The organism is Halococcus hamelinensis 100A6, from assembly GCF_000336675.1.
GTDB lineage: Archaea > Halobacteriota > Halobacteria > Halobacteriales > Halococcaceae > Halococcus > Halococcus hamelinensis.
In genome coordinates this window covers 1-19,638 of record NZ_AOMB01000014.1, presented here as the reverse complement: position 1 = coordinate 19,638, position 19,638 = coordinate 1, and the positions used below count along the sequence as shown (strand labels likewise).

At 67.7% G+C, this 19,638-nt stretch carries 19 protein-coding genes and 1 tRNA gene; 7 read left to right on the top strand and 13 right to left on the bottom strand.

Annotation, left to right across the window (positions count from 1 at the left end; all coding sequences use genetic code 11):
* The first annotated feature begins 43 nt into the window (after positions 1-43).
* From C447_RS05115 to C447_RS05100, 4 genes are read left to right on the top strand one after another with little or no spacing between them, the layout of a single operon-like run.
* On the top strand, positions 44-961 hold the full coding sequence (locus C447_RS05115) for a DUF4129 domain-containing protein (RefSeq protein WP_044955885.1): 918 nt from the start codon (positions 44-46) through the stop codon (positions 959-961).
* Positions 958-1,524, top strand: coding sequence for a DUF7269 family protein (locus C447_RS05110; protein ID WP_007691550.1), 567 nt, complete (start codon positions 958-960; stop codon positions 1,522-1,524). Before C447_RS05115 ends, C447_RS05110 begins: the two co-directional genes overlap by 4 nt.
* A complete protein-coding gene (locus C447_RS05105) occupies positions 1,521-2,846 on the top strand; it encodes a DUF58 domain-containing protein (protein WP_007691549.1) in 1,326 nt (441 codons plus the stop codon). Before C447_RS05110 ends, C447_RS05105 begins: the two co-directional genes overlap by 4 nt.
* The gene (locus C447_RS05100; RefSeq protein WP_007691547.1) at positions 2,843-3,337 is read left to right on the top strand and encodes a DUF7519 family protein; all 495 of its coding nucleotides are present in this window, start codon (positions 2,843-2,845) and stop codon (positions 3,335-3,337) included. Before C447_RS05105 ends, C447_RS05100 begins: the two co-directional genes overlap by 4 nt.
* 32 nt (positions 3,338-3,369) lie before the next feature.
* Here C447_RS05100 and C447_RS05095 read toward each other — a convergent pair whose 3' ends face one another.
* Complete coding sequence (locus C447_RS05095) at positions 3,370-3,588, bottom strand: zinc ribbon domain-containing protein (protein ID WP_007691545.1); 219 nt, start codon at positions 3,586-3,588, stop codon at positions 3,370-3,372.
* Positions 3,589-3,804: 216 nt separating this feature from the next.
* Between C447_RS05095 and C447_RS05090 the strand changes: the two genes are divergently transcribed.
* Positions 3,805-3,996, top strand: coding sequence for a hypothetical protein (locus C447_RS05090; RefSeq protein ID WP_007691543.1), 192 nt, complete (start codon positions 3,805-3,807; stop codon positions 3,994-3,996).
* 12 nt (positions 3,997-4,008) lie between these two features.
* Here C447_RS05090 and C447_RS05085 read toward each other — a convergent pair whose 3' ends face one another.
* Positions 4,009-4,956, bottom strand: a complete 948-nt coding sequence (locus tag C447_RS05085) for an AAA family ATPase (RefSeq protein WP_007691541.1) — start codon at positions 4,954-4,956, stop codon at positions 4,009-4,011.
* An 84-nt stretch (positions 4,957-5,040) separates the two neighbouring features.
* On the opposite strand from C447_RS05085, the gene C447_RS05080 reads away from it, so the two are divergent.
* A tRNA-Ser gene (locus C447_RS05080) sits at positions 5,041-5,125 on the top strand.
* 160 nt (positions 5,126-5,285) lie between these two features.
* On the opposite strand, the gene C447_RS05075 is transcribed toward C447_RS05080, so the two are convergent.
* The gene (locus C447_RS05075) at positions 5,286-5,570 is read right to left on the bottom strand and encodes a hypothetical protein (protein ID WP_237713339.1); all 285 of its coding nucleotides are present in this window, start codon (positions 5,568-5,570) and stop codon (positions 5,286-5,288) included.
* Between the two features lie 353 nt (positions 5,571-5,923).
* The gene (locus tag C447_RS05070) at positions 5,924-8,110 is read right to left on the bottom strand and encodes an elongation factor EF-2 (RefSeq protein WP_007691538.1); all 2,187 of its coding nucleotides are present in this window, start codon (positions 8,108-8,110) and stop codon (positions 5,924-5,926) included.
* Positions 8,111-8,536: 426 nt separating this feature from the next.
* Between C447_RS05070 and C447_RS05060 the strand changes: the two genes are divergently transcribed.
* Entirely contained in the window at positions 8,537-9,286 is a 750-nt protein-coding gene (locus C447_RS05060; RefSeq protein ID WP_010612112.1) for a DUF5781 family protein, read from the top strand.
* A gap of 216 nt (positions 9,287-9,502) precedes the next feature.
* Here C447_RS05060 and C447_RS05055 read toward each other — a convergent pair whose 3' ends face one another.
* The 9 genes from C447_RS05055 to C447_RS05015 form a co-directional block, all read right to left on the bottom strand.
* On the bottom strand, positions 9,503-10,150 hold the full coding sequence (locus C447_RS05055) for a 30S ribosomal protein S7 (RefSeq protein ID WP_007691535.1): 648 nt from the start codon (positions 10,148-10,150) through the stop codon (positions 9,503-9,505).
* The gene (locus C447_RS05050) at positions 10,147-10,575 is read right to left on the bottom strand and encodes a 30S ribosomal protein S12 (RefSeq protein WP_007691533.1); all 429 of its coding nucleotides are present in this window, start codon (positions 10,573-10,575) and stop codon (positions 10,147-10,149) included. The genes C447_RS05055 and C447_RS05050 overlap by 4 nt, the downstream gene beginning before the upstream one ends.
* A gap of 64 nt (positions 10,576-10,639) precedes the next feature.
* Positions 10,640-11,392, bottom strand: coding sequence for an NAD(P)/FAD-dependent oxidoreductase (locus C447_RS05045; protein ID WP_007691531.1), 753 nt, complete (start codon positions 11,390-11,392; stop codon positions 10,640-10,642).
* 63 nt (positions 11,393-11,455) lie between these two features.
* A complete protein-coding gene (locus tag C447_RS05040) occupies positions 11,456-11,980 on the bottom strand; it encodes a GNAT family N-acetyltransferase (protein ID WP_007691530.1) in 525 nt (174 codons plus the stop codon).
* A 56-nt stretch (positions 11,981-12,036) separates the two neighbouring features.
* Positions 12,037-12,456, bottom strand: a complete 420-nt coding sequence (locus C447_RS05035) for a NusA-like transcription termination signal-binding factor (RefSeq protein ID WP_007691528.1) — start codon at positions 12,454-12,456, stop codon at positions 12,037-12,039.
* 1 nt (position 12,457) lies between these two features.
* Entirely contained in the window at positions 12,458-13,642 is a 1,185-nt protein-coding gene (rpoA2, locus tag C447_RS05030) for a DNA-directed RNA polymerase subunit A'' (protein ID WP_007691525.1), read from the bottom strand.
* A complete protein-coding gene (locus C447_RS05025; RefSeq protein ID WP_007691524.1) occupies positions 13,635-16,592 on the bottom strand; it encodes a DNA-directed RNA polymerase subunit A' in 2,958 nt (985 codons plus the stop codon). The genes rpoA2 and C447_RS05025 overlap by 8 nt, the downstream gene beginning before the upstream one ends.
* Before the next feature lie 19 nt (positions 16,593-16,611).
* Positions 16,612-18,453: a DNA-directed RNA polymerase subunit B gene (gene rpoB, locus C447_RS05020; RefSeq protein WP_007691522.1), complete on the bottom strand. Its 1,842-nt coding sequence runs from the start codon at positions 18,451-18,453 to the stop codon at positions 16,612-16,614.
* A 1-nt stretch (position 18,454) separates the two neighbouring features.
* The coding region (locus C447_RS05015) for a DNA-directed RNA polymerase subunit B'' (protein WP_007691520.1) at positions 18,455-19,638 on the bottom strand (1,184 nt) is incomplete at its 5' end.

The window sequence follows — 19,638 nt, the reverse complement described above, 5'->3', positions numbered from 1 at the left end:
AGGTGAGGGAAAGGCTCAAACGCGCCGCCTCCAGCTATTCGCTGTGAATCGGAGCAGGCTCGCCTCGGTGCTGGTCGCCCTCCTCGCGGTGCTCGCGCTCGCCGTCGGGGCCGCCGTCATCGACACCCCGACGGCCACCCAGGGAGCCGGCGGCGGGAGCGGCGGCGGCTCCGGCGGCTTCCTCGGCTCGGGCAGCGGCTTCAGTCTCGGGGGGTCGCCGTCGCCGGAGACGACCAGTGAGTTCCCGACCGAGTTCTTTCAGCTACTACTCGTCGTGGTCGGGGTGATGGCGCTCGTTCTCCTCGTTTTGCTCTGGAACGAGTTCGACCTCGCCGACCTCCGGCGGGCCGCGGTCGGCGCGGTCGTGCTCGGTGCCCTGCTCGCCGCGGGATATTTGATCCTCCAGCTGTTCGGCAGCGACGGCCGACGACGGGGGAACGGGAGCGGCATGGGCACGGGCCAGCCCTCGTTCCCGGGCGGCGGGTCGGGCGGGGTGACCGATACCGCTCTCCAGCCCGTCTCGACGGAGCTCCCGCTGGTGGCGGTCGCGGTGGGAGCGGTGCTGATCGTGGGTCTCGCGGCCGTCCTCCGGTCGGAGGACGAGGGGGAGATGGACGAAGCCGACTCGACGTCGACCGATGCATCGGGGATGGCGGGGGTCGGGCGGGCGGCGGGGCGGGCGGCCGACCGGATCGAGAACGACGCGACGCTCGAAAACGGGGTCTACCGCGCGTGGCGCGAGATGACCGACCACCTCGACGTGACGCGTCCCGAATCGAGCACGCCGGGCGAGTTCGCGCGCGCGGCGACCGAGGCCGGGATGAACGGGCGAGACGTCGACGAACTCACCGACCTGTTCACGCGGGTCCGGTACGGGGACGAGCGAGTGACCGACGAGCGCGAGCGGCGGGCGACGAGCGCGCTCAGACGCATCGAGGAGACCTACGCGGAGGAGCCGTGAACTGGCGACGTCTCGGCGTCGGGGTCGGCGTCGGCTGCGTTCTCGCGGGGCTGGCGGTCGTGGTCGCGCCCTCGCTCGCGGTCGGGGTGACACCGAGCTTGCTCACGCTCGTCGGGGTGGTCGCGGGGCTCGCGGGCGCGGCGGCGGTCTACGAACGCGCGACCACCGACGAGCAACGGATCGAACCGCCGACGCCCGAACGGCCGCTGTCCGTCCCGACGCCGGGTGCCGAACTCGACCGCCAGCTCGACGCGCTCGGCTCGCGGGGTCGGCGGTTCGGCATCGGCGAGCGTCGCTCGGTTCGCGACCGCCTCGACGAACTCGCGGTGGCGGTGCTGGTCCGCGACGGCGAGAGCGAGACGACGGCCCGCGAGCGCCTCGCCGCGGGGACCTGGACCGACGACCCCCACGCCGCAGCGTTCTTCGCCGAGGCACACGCGTCGGACGTCCCCCTCGAAGAGCGCCTCCGGGCGGCGTTCAGCGGCGAACCCAGCCCACGGCGACGGGCACGTCACGCCATCGACGCGCTCGCGCGGATCGCCGACCGGGAGCACGACCGATGAGCACCGGCCGGACCCGGAGTACGTCCACCGGTCGCGAGGAGGGGGTCGTCGACGAGACGGTCCGCAGGACCGGGCGGTGGCGGGGGGTGAGCGCGCTCGCACTGGTAGCGGGTGCGGTCGGGATCCTCGCCACGAGCCCGGGGCTGGTGCTCTGTGGCGTCGTGGGCATCGCCTTCGCCGCGGTCTCGCGGTCGGCCCGGCCGCCGCCCGCCACCCTCCGGATCGAGCGGAGCGTGAGCGAGTCCCGGCCCGCGCCCGACGAGACGGTCACCGTCACCGTCGAGGTCGAGAACGTCGGCGAGTCGATATGCAACGACCTCCGGGTCGTCGACGGCGTCCCACCGGGGCTCGCGGTCGACGAGGGGTCGCCGCGGTTCGCGACCGCGCCGCTCGGACTCGGCGAGACCGCGACCTTCTCGTACGGCGTCGCCGCGACGCGTGGCGTCCACCGGTTCGAGTCGGCGTTCGTCCTGCTCCGGGATACGGTCGGGGCGACCGACCGTGTCGCGCGGGTCGTCGCGACGACCGAGACACCCCTGACGTGCGTTCCGCCGCTCGGCTTCGGGGTCGAGGGGGGCCTCCGCGACCGAACCATCGACCAGCCCGGCCGCGTGCTCACCGACATCGGCGGGTCGGGGGTGGCGTTCCAGGCCACCCGCGAGTACCGACCGGGCGACCCCCTCTCGCGGGTCGACTGGAACCGGCTGGCGAAGACCGGCGACCTCTCGACCGTCGACCTCCGCGAGGAGCGCGCCGCGGCGGTCGTCCTCCTCGTCGATGCCCGCGAGGAGGCCTACCGTGCGCCGAGTCCGGCGGCGGAGTCGGCGGTCTCGCGGTCGGTGAGGGCTGCCGGCGCGCTCTACGTCGGTCTCACGAAGGCGGAGAACCCCACGGGTCTCGCAGCGCTCTCGCCCGATCCCTACTGGCTCGCACCCGGAACGGGGCCGACCCATCGTGCGCAGGTCCGCGAGGCGCTCGCCACCCACCCGGCGTTCGCTCCCACCCCGCCAGACGAGCCGTTCTTCCCCTCGATACGGCTCCGGCGGCTCCGACGACGCATCCCTGCGCGCGCACAGGTCGTGGTCTGCTCGCCGATCTGTGACGACGCCCTCGTGCGTTTGCTCCGGCGGCTCGACGTCGGTGGCCACCCTGTGAGCGTCGTGAGCCCCGACCCCACGGCGACCGACACGCCGGGCGGTCAGCTCGCGCGAACCGAGCGCCGGGTCCGGCTCTCGAAGCTTCGGGCCGCCGGGATCCCCGTGGTCGACTGGGGCGACGAACCGTTCGCGGTGGCGCTCGCACGCGCTGGAGGCTCGCGGTGAGCAGCGTCATCGACCGCTCGCCGCCGCGACTGAGTGAAGGGATCGCGATCGTCGCGGGGGCGGTCGGCGCGCTCGCGCTCGCCGTCTCGCCCGCCGCGTTCGGCCTCGGTGCGCTCGGGACGGTCACCGTCGGTGTGGGGCTCTACCGGCGCTCGCACGCCGCCGTCACCCTCGGGGCGACGGGGGTGTTCTGTGGCGTCCTCCTCGCTGGTATCGCCGACGCACCGCCCGAACTCCTGCTGCTTTCGACCGCCGGCGCAGTGGTCGCGTGGGACGTCGCCACGTTCGCCATCGACCTCGGTGCGGAGCTCGGGCGGGCGGCCGAGACGAGGCGGCTCGAACTCGTTCACGCCGGTGCGAGCGCGGGGCTCGCGCTCGGCGCGGCGATCGTCGGCACACTGGTCTATCGGTTCGTCGGCGGCGGGCCGGCGCTCGCACCGGTCGTCCTCCTCTGTGGCGCGGTGGTACTCGCCATCGCCCTCAGACCGTAGGACGACGCCCGGTCGTGGGTTTGTCGCTGCCATCAGCCGAAGACGACGTCGGTGATGTCGCCCGACCCCGAGGTGGTGTCGCGGTAGCGTTCGGAGTAACCGCAGCCGGTACACGAGACGACCGTGAAACCGTTCGTCTGAACGCCGAGCATCCTCGGGAGCACGCCGCCCGACGTCGACATCTCGCCGACGTCGACTCCGGTGTGGCCGCACTTCGGACAGCCCCGCTCGTCGTCCGCCCTGGTGGTCATTCGCGAGCGCACATGTCGGTACTCGATCAGCCTTGCCGCTCCCGAGCGGGGCCGACGTGAAGCCGTCGAGGCCTCGTCCTCGCTCGGTTCGCGCCAGGCATCTGGGCCTTTTTTCGCCGAAACGGCCGGTACCTGAACCCGTATCAGGGTAGCGGCCTCGGAAGGAACCGACGCGTTCCGGGGGTGTATTCGGGTACCGACCGAAGCGGGGTTGCAATGTCAGAGACAGACGCGGTCCCGGAGGAAGGCGGTGCCCCGTACCTCGCGTTCGGCGCACTCGGCTCGGTGGCGCTCGCGCTCTATGAGTACTACGTCCGCGGCAACGAACAGCGCGGGATGTTCATCGGGCTCTGGCCGCCGACGATGATCGGTTTCGCGGTCTACCTGAAACAGCAGTCGGACGAGTAGACGTTCGAGCGGTCAGACCGTCGGCACTGGAACCGAGTCCAGCACGTCGGCGACCACGGACCGTTTTTCGACGTTCTCAACCGCAGCATCCGGCGTGAGCACCAGCCGATGTGCGCAGACGGCGGGGACGATGGCCTTCACGTCGTCGGGCGTGACGAAATCACGACCGGAGAGCACCGCGCGGGCGCGGACGGCCTCGAACAGCCGCTGGGTACCCCGTGGCGAGACCCCGACCGAACAGGTCGAGCGCTGGCGGGTCGCCCGGGCGATGGCGACGAGGTAGGCGAGGAGGTCCTCGTCGACACGAACGGTCTCGGGCACGGTCTGCAGCGCGCGGACCCGTTCGGCCGAGAGGACTTCCTCGACCGCCGGGCTCCGTTCTTCGCGCGCCGCCCGCCGACGGAGGAGTTCGATCTCGCCCGCTTCGTCGGGGTAGCCCACCCCGGTCTTGACGAGGAAGCGGTCGACCTGTGCCTCGGGGAGTTCGAAGGTGCCCGCCATCTCGACGGGGTTCTGGGTCGCGAGCACGAAGAAGGGCTCCGGGAGGTCGTGGGTCTCGCCGTCGACGGTGACCTGGCCCTCCTCCATAGCTTCGAGCAGTGCGGCCTGGGTCTTCGGCGGCGCGCGGTTGATCTCGTCGGCGAGCACGACGTTCGCGAAGACCGGGCCGGGCGAGAACTCGAACTCGCTCGTCCCCTCGTTGTAGATGTGGGTTCCCGTGACGTCGGCGGGCAGGAGGTCGGGGGTGAACTGGACTCGGGAGAAAGAGAGTCCGAGCGCGCGGGCGGTGCTCCGGGCGATCAGTGTTTTGCCGGTGCCGGGGACGTCCTCGAAGAGGACATGACCGCGGGCGAGCACACCCAGCAGCACGGTTTCGAGCAGCGAGCGCTCGGCGATCACGGTCGCGCCGAGGGCGTCGAGGACCGCGTCGGTCTCCTCGTTCGCCGCCGTGACATCCATGCCCAAACGGACGCGGCGGGAGGCTTAGGGATGGCGATCGGAGACCGAAACGGATAACAGGGCGTCCACCGGATCGGTAGATGAGCCGGGGTAGCCTAGCCTGGCCAAGGCGGTTGCCTCGAAAGCAACTGTCCTCACGGACACGTGAGTTCAAATCTCACCCCCGGCGCATTACTCAGTTTTCAATTCCGAGAAGCGGAGCCTCTCGTACTCGTGACCAGAGACGACGTGATTTGAACGAGAACGGACAGCCCGCACAGCGAGTGAAACGAGCGAGCAGGAACGTCCGTGCGTGGTTCAGGTCTCACCCCCGGTGCACTCTTCGACCTTCAGTCCGTCAGCGCCTGCTGTGCATCGATAGTGGACTGTCGTGCGGACGAGCGGCTCCTCACCGGACGGCGGCCGCCGACGAGGTAGCCGTCGACCGAGCTGGAATCGTGGGGAGCCGCGTTCTGAACCCAAACTCGGCCGTCGGCGTCGGTGTGGGCCCACTCGCGGGCGAGGGCTTTCGACTCGAAGGTGCGCCGGCGGCCGTGTTCGTGGACCCACTCGCCGGCCGCTCGGCTGGCGCGGCGCGCGGACGGTTTGACCTCGATCACGTACTCGTCGCTCACGACTTCACAACGCACCCCGTGACCTTCGGTCTGTGGATGGCCGCCCGCCGGCGGGCGGTTGCGGTGCGGTGGCGGGCGGATGTAGTGGCGGGTCCTGGTGGATGAAGGGCGAGCCGCGCGAGCGAAGCGAGCAGCGAACGAAGTGAGCGCGCGGCGAGGGCTTCGGCGGTGCTGTGCAGCTTGCGGGTGTGGTACGGTGCTGGGCGGAGGTGGTGGTGATCGTACCGCGAGCGAACGAAGTGAGCGAGCGGGCCGACGACTGACTGGAAGGAAGGAGGAGGCTTTTGATCCACATTTTGCCAGGGAGCGAGTGAGCCGACGGCGAACGAGCGACCGCAGCAAAAGGTGGGTCTTTAGAAGTAGTCGACGCCGGCCGGCAGCTCGAGCTTCATCCCCTTGCGCTCGCGGATCTCGCGGATGGTCTCGGGCTGGAGGTTGTCGGCCATGACCTGGAAGCCGGCGTTCTCGGTGTTCCAAGAGGCCCGTCCCTCGGTGGCCGACCGGAGGTCGGAGGCGAACCCGATCATCTCCTCGACCGGCGCGACGCCCTCGACCACCATGAGGTCGCCCTCCTGGTACATGTCGTCGACGCGGCCCCGGCGGCCCTGGATCTCGCCCGAGGCGGGACCCATGTGTTCGGAGGGGACGTCGATGCGGACGTTCTGGATCGGTTCGAGCATCGAGATGCGGCCGTTGATCAGCGCGCCGTGGACGGCCTGGCGAACGGCGGGGATGACCTGTGCCGGACCCCGGTGGATGGCGTCCTCGTGGAGGCGCGCATCGTGGAGCCGGATGAGGGTGCCCTGGACCGGTTCGGCGGCGAGCGGCCCGTCGTCGAGCGCCTCCTCCCAGCCCTCGACGACGAGCTCCATCGTCTCGTTGAGGTGCTGGATACCCTTCGTCTCGTCGATGAGGATGTTGGTGCCGTGGATCTCCTCGACCTCCTGGGAGGTGTCCTTGTCCATGCCGGCCTCCTGGAGCGCCTCGCGACGTTCGAGTTCGGGCATGTCCATCGAGGCCTCGCCGAGCTGGAGGGTCTCGACGATGTCCTCCGAGAGCGGCTCGACGGTGATGTAAAAGCGGTTGTGGCGGTTCGGCGACTGCCCTTCGACCGTCTCGGAGGCCTGCTGAACGGCCTCGCGGAAGACGACGATCGGTTCACCGGTCGTCACCGGAATACCCTGATTGCGCTCGATACGCTGGGTGATGACTTCGAGGTGGAGTTCACCCTGGCCCGAGATCAGGTGTTCGCCGGTGTCCTCGTTGATCTCCACGCGAATCGTGGGGTCCTCCTTCGAGACCTGCTGGAGGGTCTGGATGAGTTTCGGGAGGTCGTCCATCGTCTGTGCCTCGACGGACTTCGTGATGACCGGTTCCGAGATGTGCTCGATCGACTCGAACGGCGTCATCTCGACGGAGGACACCGTGGACCCCGCGATGGCGTCGTGAAGCCCCGTGACGGCCGCGATGTTACCGGCGGGGATGCGGTCGACCTCCTCGCGCTCGCCACCCATGAAGAGCCCGACCGACTGGACCCGGTTCTGCCCCGCCGTCCCCGAGACGTAGAGGTCTTGGCCGCGTTCGATCGTCCCCGAGAACAGCCTCCCGGTCGCGATCTCGCCGGCGTGGGGGTCGATCGAGATGCTGGTGACCATGAACACGACTTCACCCTCGTCGTCGACGAGACGCATGCTCTCGGCGAGGTCGGTCGAGTCGTCGCCACGCCACACGGTTGGGATCCGTTCTGGCTGGGACTTCTCTGGGTTCGGGAAGTGCTCGGCGACCATATCGAGCACGACGTTCGAGAGCGGCGAGTTCTCGCGGAGCTCGTCGATGTTGTCGTTGCGGTTGTAGTCGATGATGTCGCCGAAGTCGATGCCCGTCTCCTGCATCTGGGGCAGGCTGGTGGCCCAGTTGTAGAGCGCGGAGCCGAAGGCCACGGTCCCGTCCTGGACGGAGACCTTCCAACCCTCGTTCTCGTATTTGTCCTCGGCCATCCCGCGGATGAGCTCGTTGACGTCGCCGATCACGCTCTGGAGGCGCTCTTGCATCTCCTCGGGGCCCTCCTGGAGCTCGTTGATCAGTCGATCGACCTTGTTGATGAACAGCGCGGGCTTGACGCCCTCGCGGAGCGCCTGCCGGACGACGGTCTCGGTCTGGGGCATCGTGCCCTCGACGGCGTCGACCACGACGAGCGCGCCGTCGACCGCGCGCATCGCACGTGTGACGTCGCCCCCGAAGTCGACGTGGCCGGGGGTGTCGATGAGGTTGATGAGGTGGTTGGTGTCCTGGTACTCGTGGGTCATCGAGACGTTCGCCGCGTCGATCGTGATCCCGCGTTCCTGCTCGTCCTCCTCGGTGTCCATCGCGAGCTGCTCGCCCGCGAGGTCCGAGGAGATCATGCCCGCGCCGGCGAGCAGGTTGTCGGTCAGGGTGGTCTTACCGTGGTCGATGTGGGCGGCGATGGCGATGTTCCGGATGTTCTCCGGCTTGTCCATCAGTCGCTCGCACTCTTGGACGATCTGTTTGCGTCTGCCCATTATACGAAATCCTACCGGAAGGAAGGTCAAAAGGGTGCTGTTTCACGCGAGCGGAGCGAGCGTGAAGCACGTCGTGAGCGAAGCGAAACGACGGTGTTTCGCGTGAACGAGCGGAGCGAGGGAACGCGAGGCTCGAAAGACGAGCCGGGCGAGTCTTTCGGCGTTTCGGGGGAGCGAGCAGAGCGAGCGAGCACGAAGCTCGATGGACGAACGATGTGAGTCCATCGGTGTTTCCGCCGAGCGGAGCGAGGCGGAAGCTCGTCACGAGCGGAGCGAAGTGAGGGTGTTTCGCGTGAACGAGCGGAGCGAGAGAACGCGAGTCTTTCGGTGTTTCGGGCGAGCGAACGAACTCGATCCGTTTCCGCATCCTACGACCGCGAGGCCGGCACAAGAGTCATACCGGGCAGCCCCCTGGTACTGGTACACATGGATGTTCGCGTGCAGTCGCCCGGCCCAACCGAACCGTTCCTCGGGGCGCGCGACCTCTTCGAGACCGAACACGACCTCGACCTCCCCGTCGAGGTCACGATCCGCGAGGACCCGGACTCGCGGACGTGGACCGCCCACTACGACGACCGTCACGTCCTCAACATCTCACGTCAGGCCGCGAGCAGCGCGATGGCCCGCCCGCTCGCCCTCCACGAGTACTCCCACATGCGCCGGTACGAGCAGTCCCACCCCTCCCACATCCAGTCCACAGGGGAGGCCATCACCCTCGCGCTCGCGGGTCACACCGTCGAGCGCCGGACCCTCACCCAGTGCTATCAGATCGCGAACCACATGAAGGACATCTACGCCGACGACATCACCCTGAGCGTGGCCCCCGCGGACCGATTGGTGGCGTTTCTCGAATCCAGCCTCGCCAGCGCGCTCGCCGATAGACCCGTCGACCCGCCGACCTGGAAACGCCTCACCCCCGCCGCCGACCCGAACATCACGGCGGTGAACGCCGCGTTCGCGCTCGCCCTCCTCGAACGCCACGACTGCATCCCCGACGACCACCGCCTCTACGACCTCGCCCACGCCGCCGCCGACGACGCCGCCGGGGTCGACCTGCCCGCCTTCAAACGCCGGTTCCGCACGCTCGCCGCCGACCCCGACACGAGCGAGTACCGGCGAACCCTCGTCGAGGCGACCCGCGAGTACGCGATCCGCACGGGCTACGCCGCCGACTGAGCGCTCGATTCCGACGGGCAGGACACCTTCGGACGTACCACCGAGTGAGCGGTTCGACCAACGGATCGCCGGCCTCGCCACGAAACGACACTCATCTCGCGGACAGCACTCACGTCGGTATCGAACGACCTCGTCGAGCCTCGGCGTGGCTATGGCGGCGTTGCGAAACAGGAAACAGCGAATCGAACCCGCGTCGGACCGAGCGGTCCCGACCCGTCAGCGCGCGGCGGCCGCGACGCGCTCTCGTTCTTCCTTCTGATTGATCGCGTAGCTCTGGACGTCGTAGTCCGCCGCGCCCGTGAGCTGACTGGCGAGCGCCTCGTGAGCGTCGGTGGGCGACTTGAAGGAGGCGTTGTACGCGCCCTGTGCGAGGAACATCAGCGCCTGGTCGACCCGGCGCTGGGGGGCGATATCGACGGCCTGCGGGACCGAGATCCCGCCGTACTTGAGCCGCACCGTCTCCTCGCGCGGCGCGGCGTTCTCGACCGCGCGCACCAGGATCTGGACCGGGTTCTCGTCGGTACGCTCGTGGACGAGGTCGAAGGCGTCGCGAACGATCCGGGTCGCCTGCTGTTTCTTCCCGGTGTTCTCGCCGGTCTGCATCAGCCGATTGATCAGCCGCTCGACCACCGAGATCTCGCTTTTCTGGAACTGCTTGCTGGCGTGACGGCCCATCGTGTGCTCGACCGGCGTCACGTTGAGATAGCGCTCGGTGCTCGGGTCGACGTACTCGATCCCGGTGACGTCCCACTTCTCGAAGAGCTTCGCGCCGGTGGCGGCCTCGTGTTCGGCCTCCTCCTCGGCGACGACCTCCTCGTCCGCCGCTTCCTGCTCTTCCTCCTCGGCGGCCTCGCTCTCGCTCATCGGACGGGTTTCTCCGCGTTCCCGCGAACGAGTTCGATCAGCGATACGCCGTTGACCTTCTCGACTTTGTAGTTGACCGCCGAGAGGTCACCCATCGCGCGGCCCTTCGCGCCGCCGATACCCGCGATGGTGACTTCGTCGTGTTCGTCGATAAAACTGATCGCGCCGTCGCCGGGACAGAACGCCGTCACCTGCTTGCCGTTCTTTATCAGCTGGACCCGCACACACTTGCGGATGGCGGAGTTGGGCTGTTTGGCCTCGATCCCGACCTTTTCGAGCACGATGCCCCGACCCCGTGGCGCACCTTCGAGCGCGTCGGTCTTCTCGCGGAGCCCGCGGGCGCGGCGGGCGTACTTCGAGTCGGACCACCGGTGGTTCTGGCGGTCCTTTTTGAGCTTTCGCCCTGCGTACTTGCCGTTAGCCATTATGACACCCATATCCGACGGGCGCACTTATGCCTCCCGTTTCGAGCCGCCTCGGAGAGGGGATTCATTCCTCCCGAAGGCTCGGATGGGTCTGCTGGTCGTCCGGGTGGCGCTCGGCGACGTACTCACCGACGACCTCCCGCGATTCGTCCTCCCGCCGCCGGCGCTCCTCCTCGTCGACCTCCTCACAGCCCGGCGGGAGGTCGCGACCACGCCCGGTGAAGTAGCCCTCGGGCGTGACCCAGTCGTGGTAGAACGGTGCCTCGTCGTCCTCCAGCAGCGTGACGGCCACCTCCGCACCGTGGCCGGCGCTCACGACCGCCTGGTAGGGTTTCTCCGCGATCCGACCCGCGGCGTAGAGCCCCTCGACGCCGGTCCGGCCGCGCTCGTCGGTTTCGAGGAACGTCTTCCCGCGGTCGATGACCCCCAGCCCGTCGACGTCGGCGAGGTAGCCGACCGCGTTCCGGGTCGCGGCGATCACGTATCGGGTCTCGTATCGGTCCCCGAAGGCCGTCTCGACGGCGAACCCGTCGTCGAGGGGTTCGACATGCGTCACGGTCGCCTCCCGCCGGTCGCAGCCGGCGCGGTCGGCCTGCTCGCCCATCATCTCCAATAAGAGTCGTGCGTTGACCCCCGCCGGGAACCCGGGATAGTTCTCGAGGTGGGCGTTCCGCCGGAGGATCGACTCGCCGTCGCCGAGGACCAGCGTCCCCAGGTCGTGCCGGGCGGTGAACATGGCCGCCGAGAGACCGGCGATGCCGTCGCCGACGACGACGACCTCGGCGCTCGATCCCGTGTCCGCGGTGGATGGTACCATACGGGAGCACTGCCGTCGGAACGAAAAGCGGTTTCGGTATTTCGGCCGGCCTAAAAGAGGGGATCACTCATCCGACGGCCGTTCGGTTTCGAGGTAACTCATCGTCACCAGCGACCAGTACTCCTCACCGTGTCGGCGTACGTCGCGGAGCACGCCCTCCTGGACGAAGCCAACGGTCTCGTAACACCCGATCGCGACCTCGTTGAAGTCGAACACGCGGAGACCGATCCGGTGGAGACCAAGCTCGTCGAATCCGATCCGGACGATTTCACGCACCATCGCCGTTCCGTAGCTGTTCCCGCGCTCGGCCGGGTCGACGATCACTCGCGCGACGCGGGCCGAACGGTTTTCGCGATCGATGTCGGCGAGTTCGAGGTACCCCACGAGTCGGCCATCAGCAGCGGCGGCGTACGCCCGGTGTGTAGGTCCCGAGTCCTCGATTTCGCCGAGGTGGTCACGAAGCTGTGCCGCATCGAACGGGAACGAGAACACGGGCCCGGCCCACTGGAGCAGTGACGCCGGCGAATCGGTCCATCCGGCGATCCGTTCGGGGTCGTCGTCCGTGGGCTGGCGAAATGAAACGGCCATGTCGAACCGTCAGTCGATGCGGAGAAGTATCGTACGGATCGCCTGAGGGCGTCGGTTCAGACCAGTTCGATCGCGTCGATATCGAAGTGGCGCTTCGCCAGCCGCCGTGCGAGGTCGATGGTGCGGCCGTCGCGCCCGATGGCGACGCCCGTATCCGCCCGGTCGACCTCGGCGTAGGCCACCGTACTCCGGTTCTCGCTGATCGTGACGTTGTGCACCACCGCGGGCGCGAGCGCGTTGGCGACGAACCGCTCGGCCGTCTCGGCGGTCTCGACCAGCGTGACCCGCTCGCCGAGTCGGTCCTCGAGCTTCTCGACCGTCCGTCCGTCGGGCCCGATAGCGTCGGCCATCTCGCCGGCGGCCACCAGAAAGCACACGCCCATGTCGTCGGTCAGACAGTCGAGCGCGTTCGCGCCCGTGACGTCGTCGAACAGCCCGATACGTCGCCGGGCGGCGTCCGACAGCGTGACGCGCATCTCAGTCGGCGGGTTCGGTCTCGTCGGAGGCCGTCGCCCCGCCCATCCGGAGCGTGACGTCGCCGGTGCCGAGCTTGATGGGTTTGCCGACGATGACGTTCTCGGCCACGCCGTTGAGGTCGTCGACCTCGCCGTGGACCGCGGCGTCGAGCAGGTGGTTCACCGTGACCTCGAACGCCGCGCGCGCGAGAACGGAGTCCTTGTTGCCCGAGATGCCGTGGCGACCGATCGACTCGATCGTCCCCTCGGCGGTCATGATGTCCGCCACCAGCATCAGGTGGCGGATGTTGACGTCGCCGAGCCCCTGCTCTTCAAGGGTGTTCATCGTCTCCTCGATGATGATCTCGCGGGCCGCCTCGACCCCGAGGTTTCGGTAGACCTCGTGGATGTTGTTACAGGTCGTCCGGGAGGCGTCGACGCCCTCGATGTCGAGGGCGTCGCCGAAGGCCGACCCCTCGGTGTAGAGCACGAACTCCTCGCCCTCTTCGAGCTCCTCCTTTCGGATCACGACGCGCGAGACGTCCTCGATACCCTTGAAGACGATCTCGCGGAGCTCCTCGACGAGCTGGAGCAGGCCGCGGTAGCTCGGCTGTGCCGGGCCGAACTCGATCGTGGTCCCGTTTCGAGCCACGTCGACCCCGAGCGAGTCCTCGATTATCTCGGCGACCTCCTCGGCCGAGATCATCCGCTCGTCGAGGGTCTGCTGGTTGAGGCTGACCTGGACGAGCATGTCCGCGACGTTGGTCGAGACGTCGCCGAGCGCCAGGATACGCGTGGACTCGATGTTCCAGACCACCTCGTGGGCTTTCTCCCGGTCCGTGGCGTACTCGCCGTCGAGGTAGACCGTCATCATCGGCGTGTCCGGCGTCTTCCGGGCGTCGACGAGTTCGATCAGCCGGGGCAGCCCCTGCGTGACGTCGATCTCCGCGACGCCCGCGTAGTGGAACGTGTTCATCGTCATCTGGGTCCCCGGTTCGCCGATCGACTGGGCCGAGACCGTCCCGACGGGGTCGAGCGGTTCGACCCGCGTGTCGAGGTAGCGATTCTCGACCGCGTCCACGATCGACGTCGCTTCGTCCTCGGTGACCTCGCGCGACTCGATCGTGGCGTAGACCTCGTCCTTCAGGCGCTTCGGGAGGGTCGTCTCCTCGACGGCGGTCTCGATCGCCGTCGTGATCTCAGTCATCGCTCACCTCCGGGACGTCGATCGGCGCATCCGACGTGGTCGCGCGGTCGGTGGTGCGCGCGTCGGCGTGCTCCGAGAGGTTCGTCGGCTGGGCGAACGTCTCGCCGTCGTCCTCGAACTCCGCGGCGAGCACGCGGTCGGCGATCTCGTCGACGTCGATATCGTTGTCGACGCCCGAGGAGACCTTCACGGGGCTCGTGTTGTCCTCGCCGAACTCGAACTGGACGATGTTGTCGGAGGTGTCCCGTACGGTCCCGTCGTACTGGGTCTCCAGTTCGTTGAGCGCGTTGATCAGCCGGCGCTGGAGGTAGCCGGACTTCGAGGTCCGGACCGCCGTGTCCACCAGCCCCTCGCGGCCACCCATCGCGTGGAAGAAGAACTCACGCGGGGTGAGCCCGCCACGGTAGGAGTGCTCGACGAAGCCGTGGGCCTCGGCCGAGAGGTCGTTCTCCTGGTAGTGCGAAAGGGTTCGGTCCTCGTAGCCGCGGTTGATCCGCTCACCTCTGACCGCCTGCTGGCCGACACACGCCGCCATCTGGGTGAGGTTGAGCATCGAGCCACGTGCGCCCGACTCGGCCATGACCACGGCGGGGTTGTCGCGCGCGAAGTGGTCCTCCGCGATGTCACCGGCGGAGTCCCGGGCCTTCCCGAGCGTCTGCATGATCTTCATCTCGAGGGTCTCGTCGACCGTGCGGCTCGGCAGGCTCTCGAGGTCGCCGTTCTCGTAGGTCTCGATCAGCTCGTCGATCCGCTCGTAGGCGTTGGCCATGCTCTCGTCGATCTGAGCCTCGGCCTCGTTGGGGATCGACTCGTCGTCGATACCCAGCGAGAACCCGAAGTGCATGATCGCCCGCATCGCGAGCGAGGCCACCTCGTTGATGAACACTCGGGCCCTCGTCTCGCTGTACTGCTTGACGATCGTATCGACGACCTCGCCGCCGAACGCGCCGACCGCGTCCTCGTCGACGGTGCCCTCGACGAGCCGGCCGTTCTCGATCACCACGGTGTCGCCGGTCGAGCTCGTGAAGTCGAGGTCGAGACCGTCCGGCAGGAGTTCGGAGAAGATCGTCCGACCCGTCCAGAGCGGTCGGCCCTGGTCGTCCTCGCCGTCGGCGTCGGGCAGCGTATCGACCCCAGTGGCTCGGAGCAAGTCGAGCGCCTGGGTCTCGTTGAACGACGGCACCCCACCCGTTTCGGGGTCGTCGTGCGTCAACAGATAGGTCCCCGAGACGTGGTCCTGGATCGCGCCGATGATGTTCTCGCCGAAGCGCGGACTCAGGATCTGCTCTTGGACCCGCATCAGCACGCGAGCCTCAGCCCGCGCCTCCTCGTTCTGGAGGGCGTGCATGTTCATCTCGTCGCCGTCGAAGTCGGCGTTGTACGGCGGACAAACCACCGTATTCAGCCGGAAGGTCTTGTACGGCATCACGACCACCTCGTGGGCCATGATACTCATCCGGTGGAGCGACGGCTGGCGGTTGAAGATCACGATGTCGCCGTCGGTGAGGTGGCGCTGGACCTGCCAGCCGGGCTCGATGCGCTCGGCTAGCTCCTCCTTCGCCTGTTCTAAGATCTTCATCACCTTGCCGTCGGGCCGGATCACCCGGTTCGCACCGGGGTGGACCTCCGAGCCGTTGCGAACGTACTGGCGCGCCTCCTCGATGTTGCGCTCGTTGACGTTCATCGTCTGGGTCATCTCGCTCGCGACCCGCTCGGGAACCCCGACCTCGTTGAGGCTCAGCGTCGGGTCCGGCGAGATCACGGTCCGGGCGGAGAAGTTCACCCGCTTGCCCGAGAGCGACCCGCGGAACCGACCCTCCTTCCCTTTGAGTCGCTGGGAGAGGGTCTTCAGGGGACGGCCGGAACGGTGGCGTGCCGGCGGCGTCCCGCTGATCTCGTTGTCCATGAAGGTCGTGACGTGGTACTGGAGGAGTTCCCAGAGGTCCTCGATGATCAGCTGGGGCGCACCGGCCTCGCGGTTCTCCATGAACCGCTGGTTGATCCGGATGATGTCCACCAGCTTGTGGGTGAGGTCGTCCTCGCTCCGCTGGCCGTTGTCGAGTGTGATCGAGGGTCGTGCGGTCACCGGCGGCACCGGTAGTACGGTGAGAACCATCCACTCGGGTCGCGAGCGCTCGGCGTTGATGCCGAGGACGCCCACGTCCTCGTCCGGGATGTCCTCGAACCAGTCGCGGATGTCCGAGGGCATCAGCTTGTTGAGGTCCTCCTCGGAGAGGTCGACCGAGAGGGCGCGCTCGATGGCCTTCCGGCTCTCCTCGCGCGGGCGGAACTCCCCGCCGAGGATCTGGTTGATCCGCGAGAGCTCGATGTCCGTCTCGTCGGCGAGCTCCTGTGGGGACGTTCCGGGCTCGTCCTCCTCCTCGTCGGGCTGCATCGCCGCCGCGATCAGCTGCGGGTAGTCCGCCGCGAGCACGTCCTGGACCTCGTAGTAGGTCGTGGGTTTCTCGTGCTGGACGTCGTATTGTTCCTCGCCGCAGTAGGGACAGCGGTCCTTCTTTCGGGCCTGGCGGATCGCGGCCTTCGTGACGTCGTTGACGTCGTTGTCGAGTTCGCGGGCGCGCTGGAGCCGGGTCGCGAACTCCTCGCGCTCGGCCGAATCGAGCAGGAGCCGCGAACACTCCCGACAGGTCCCGCGCAGGAGTCGTCGGATGAGTTTCGTGAAGCCGACGTGGATCACGGGGGCGGCGAGCTCGATGTGGCCGAAGTGGCCGTTGCACGACCCGGAGTGCTGGCCACACGTGCTACACTCGAGGCCGGGGTCGATGACACCCAATCGGGGGTCCATCAGCCCCATGTCGATGGGGTAGCCGTCGTCGTCGTAGGTGTCGGCCGTGATGATCTTCGTCGCGCTCATCTCGCGATACTCCTCCGGGTTCATCAGCCCGAAGTCGATCGCGCCGATTTCTTTGGGGGTTGCGTTGGTGCTCATGGGTTGGTGGGGTAGTAGATCAGACCGCGTCGATCAGGTCGAGTCGGGGCGCGATGCCGAGCGCCTTCATCTCGTCGAGCAGGAGCTTGAACGCGTAGCTCATCTCGATCTCGTGGATGTCGGTCTCCTCGCCACAGTTGGGACAGTAGACCCGACGCTGTTCGACGTTCTCGACCGCGCTCATACCGCAGTTGCCGCAGACGTAGATGAACTCCCTGTCCGATTCGTCGAGCAGGCGTTCTTTGAGTGCCATCGCCGCGCCGTGGCCGATCAGCACGTCGCGTTCCATCTCGCCGACCCGGAGGCCACCCTCGCGGGCGCGCCCCTCGGTGGGCTGGCGGGTCAGGACCTGCACCGGCCCGCGCGAACGCGCGTGGATCTTGTTCGAGACCATGTGGTAGAGCTTCTGATAGAAGATGGTCCCCACGAAGATCTCGGCGTCGATCTTCTCGCCCGTGACGCCCGAGTACATCCGCTCCTTACCGCTCGAATCGAAGCCGTGGTCTTCGAGCGCGCCACGGAGTTCCTCCTCCTCCTCGCCGGTGAAGGCCGTCCCGTCGACCCGGCGGCCTTCGAGCGAGCCCACTTTGCCGCCGAGCATCTCGAGCACGTGGCCCACCGTCATCCGCGAGGGCAGCGCGTGCGGGTTGATGATCAGGTCCGGCACCACGCCCTCCTCGGTGAAGGGCATGTCCTCCTGGGGGGCGATGTGGCCGATGACGCCCTTCTGACCGTGACGCGAGGCGAACTTGTCGCCGAGTTCGGGGATCCGCTCGTCGCGCACCGAGACCTTCGAGAGTTTCGAGCCGTCCTCGCCCTGCATCAGCGTCACCGTGTCGACGACGCCGGCTTCGCCCGAGCGCATCGTCACGCTGGTCTCGCGACGTTTCTGGGGGCTGAGACCGCCCATGTCGTTCGGCTCTTCGAGGAATCGCGGGGGACTGGTCTTCCCGAGCAACACCGCGCTCTCGCTGACCTCGGTCTCGGGGTTCACGAGGCCGTCCTCGTCGAGGTGGGTGTAAGCCTCCTCGCCGCGCGCGCCCCGAACGTCGTCGTCGGGGATCTCGAAGCGGTCCTCCTGTCCGCCGGGGTAGCGGCGCTCCTCGCCCTCGTAGGTCCGGAAGAAGTGCGAGCGGCCGAGCGCGCGGTCGATCGACCCGCCGTTGAGCACCAGCGCGTCCTCGATGTTGAACCCTTCATACGACATGACGGCGACCACGAAGTTCTGGGCCGCCGGTCGGTCGTCGTAGCCGATCTGCTCGGTGGTCTGGGTTTTCACCATCGAGAGCTGGGGGTAGTGCAGCAGGTGCTGGCGGGTGTCGGGTCGGATCCGGTAGTTCGCGGAGGGGAGCCCGAGCGACTGCTTGATCATCCCCGACCCCATCGTGATACGCGGACTCGCGTTGTGCTCGGGGTACGGGATCATCCCCGCGCCGATGCCGAACATCAACTGGGGGTCGATCTCGAGGTGGGTGTGGTCGGGCGTGAGGTCGTCCTCGTCGACGCCGACCAGGATGTCCTCTTCCTCTTCGGCGTCGATGAACTCGATGTATCCACCCTCGACGAGGTCGTCGAAGTCCGACTCGCCGTCGACCACCGACTCGACCTCCGCCTCGGAGATCAGCGGCTCGCCGTTCTCGACGACTATCAGCGGTCGGCGCGCCCGACCGGCGTCGGCGTTGATGATGACCTCGTTGGTCCCGTCCTTGACCGAGACGTTCACCGTCGACGCGACGTCGCCGCGGCGGCGCGCCTCGCGGACCTGGTGGGCGAGCCCCTCGGGGTCGGCGTGGGTACCGACGAGGCTCCCGTTGACGTAGACCTTTGCGTCGCGTGCGTTGGATTGGGTTTGGCTGCTCATGTTAGTCTGCACTCGGGGTGACGCCCTCGATGCCGGGGATCCCCTCGACCCCCATCGTGGCGAGTTCTCGTTTCAGTTCCCGTTCGTCGTCGATGTCCTGGGAGAGCTCCATCGACTGCGCGAAGTTCTTCACCAGCCCACAGTTCGGCCCCTCCGGCGTCTCGGAGGGACAGATGCGTCCCCACTGCGTCGCGTGGAGGTCGCGGGCCTCGAAGTGGGGCTGACTCCGGGAGAGCGGGCTGCGGAGCCGCCGGAGGTGGGAGAGAACGCCCATGTAGTCCGTGCGGTCGACGAGCTGACTGACACCCGAACGCCCGCCGACCCAGTTACCCGTCGCGATCGGGTGTTCGAGCCGCTCGGTCAGCACGTCCGAACGAACCACGGTGTTGACCGAGAGCTGCCGGTTTCGCATGTTCGCGCGTTCGAGCTGGTACTTCACGTCGCGCGCGAGCTTGTTCAGGGCCGTGCGGAACAGGTCGGTCATCAGGTCGCCGGAGACTTTGAGGCGCTTGTTGGCGTAGTGGTCCTTGTCGTCGGCCTCGCGCCGACCGAGCGCGAGTTCGAAACAGGCCTCGGCCATCCGGCAGAGATAGAACGCCTTGTTGATACGAACGTCCTCGTCGTCGACGCCCTCCTCGTGGAGGTGGGGCAGGAGGTAGCGGTCGATGACGTAGTTGGCGCGTTTGAGCTGGTAGTTCTTGCCCTGGCCGCTGGCGACGCGCTCGCCGAGGGTCTCGATCGCCTCCTCCTCGGTCTGGACGTCGGCCTCCTCTAAGTTCTCGAGCATGAACTTCACGACCTCGGGGTCGTCCGAGACCCGGTGGACGATCTCCTCGTCGGATTCGAGCCCCAGCGCCCGAACCAGCGTCACGAAGTCGATCGAACCCGAGACGCTCGGGAAGGAGACCTCGAGCAGCCCCTCCCGGTTGCGTTCACACAGCACGAGCGCGCGATAGCCACGGCGCTGGCTGAAGGTCTTGGCGACCTGGATCTCGTCGCCGTACTTCGAGTCGTACTCGGCGAGGATCTTGTTCGGCGCGAGGTCCTCGCTGGTCATCAGCACGCGCTCGGAGCCGTTGACGATGAAGTAGCCGCCGGGGTCGGCGGGGTCCTCGCCGAGTTCGATGAGCTCCTCGTCGTCGATCCCCGAGATGTTGCACCTGTCTCTTATACACATCTCTGATG

Bases quoted from the DNA above. Each gene is read 5' to 3' on its own strand.
- C447_RS05085 (WP_007691541.1), bottom strand. From the start codon at position 4,956: ATGGATGTCACGGCGGCGAACGAGGAGACCGACGCGGTCCTCGACGCC.
- C447_RS05095 (WP_007691545.1), bottom strand. From the start codon at position 3,588: ATGACCACCAGGGCGGACGACGAGCGGGGCTGTCCGAAGTGCGGCCAC.
- C447_RS05060 (WP_010612112.1), top strand. From the start codon at position 8,537: ATGGATGTTCGCGTGCAGTCGCCCGGCCCAACCGAACCGTTCCTCGGG.
- C447_RS05105 (WP_007691549.1), top strand. From the start codon at position 1,521: ATGAGCACCGGCCGGACCCGGAGTACGTCCACCGGTCGCGAGGAGGGG.
- C447_RS05045 (WP_007691531.1), bottom strand. From the start codon at position 11,392: ATGGTACCATCCACCGCGGACACGGGATCGAGCGCCGAGGTCGTCGTC.
- C447_RS05025 (WP_007691524.1), bottom strand. From the start codon at position 16,592: ATGAGCACCAACGCAACCCCCAAAGAAATCGGCGCGATCGACTTCGGG.
- C447_RS05050 (WP_007691533.1), bottom strand. From the start codon at position 10,575: ATGGCTAACGGCAAGTACGCAGGGCGAAAGCTCAAAAAGGACCGCCAG.
- C447_RS05070 (WP_007691538.1), bottom strand. From the start codon at position 8,110: ATGGGCAGACGCAAACAGATCGTCCAAGAGTGCGAGCGACTGATGGAC.
- rpoA2 (WP_007691525.1), bottom strand. From the start codon at position 13,642: ATGACTGAGATCACGACGGCGATCGAGACCGCCGTCGAGGAGACGACC.
- C447_RS05090 (WP_007691543.1), top strand. From the start codon at position 3,805: ATGTCAGAGACAGACGCGGTCCCGGAGGAAGGCGGTGCCCCGTACCTC.
- rpoB (WP_007691522.1), bottom strand. From the start codon at position 18,453: ATGAGCAGCCAAACCCAATCCAACGCACGCGACGCAAAGGTCTACGTC.
- C447_RS05035 (WP_007691528.1), bottom strand. From the start codon at position 12,456: ATGCGCGTCACGCTGTCGGACGCCGCCCGGCGACGTATCGGGCTGTTC.
- C447_RS05055 (WP_007691535.1), bottom strand. From the start codon at position 10,150: ATGAGCGAGAGCGAGGCCGCCGAGGAGGAAGAGCAGGAAGCGGCGGAC.
- C447_RS05040 (WP_007691530.1), bottom strand. From the start codon at position 11,980: ATGGCCGTTTCATTTCGCCAGCCCACGGACGACGACCCCGAACGGATC.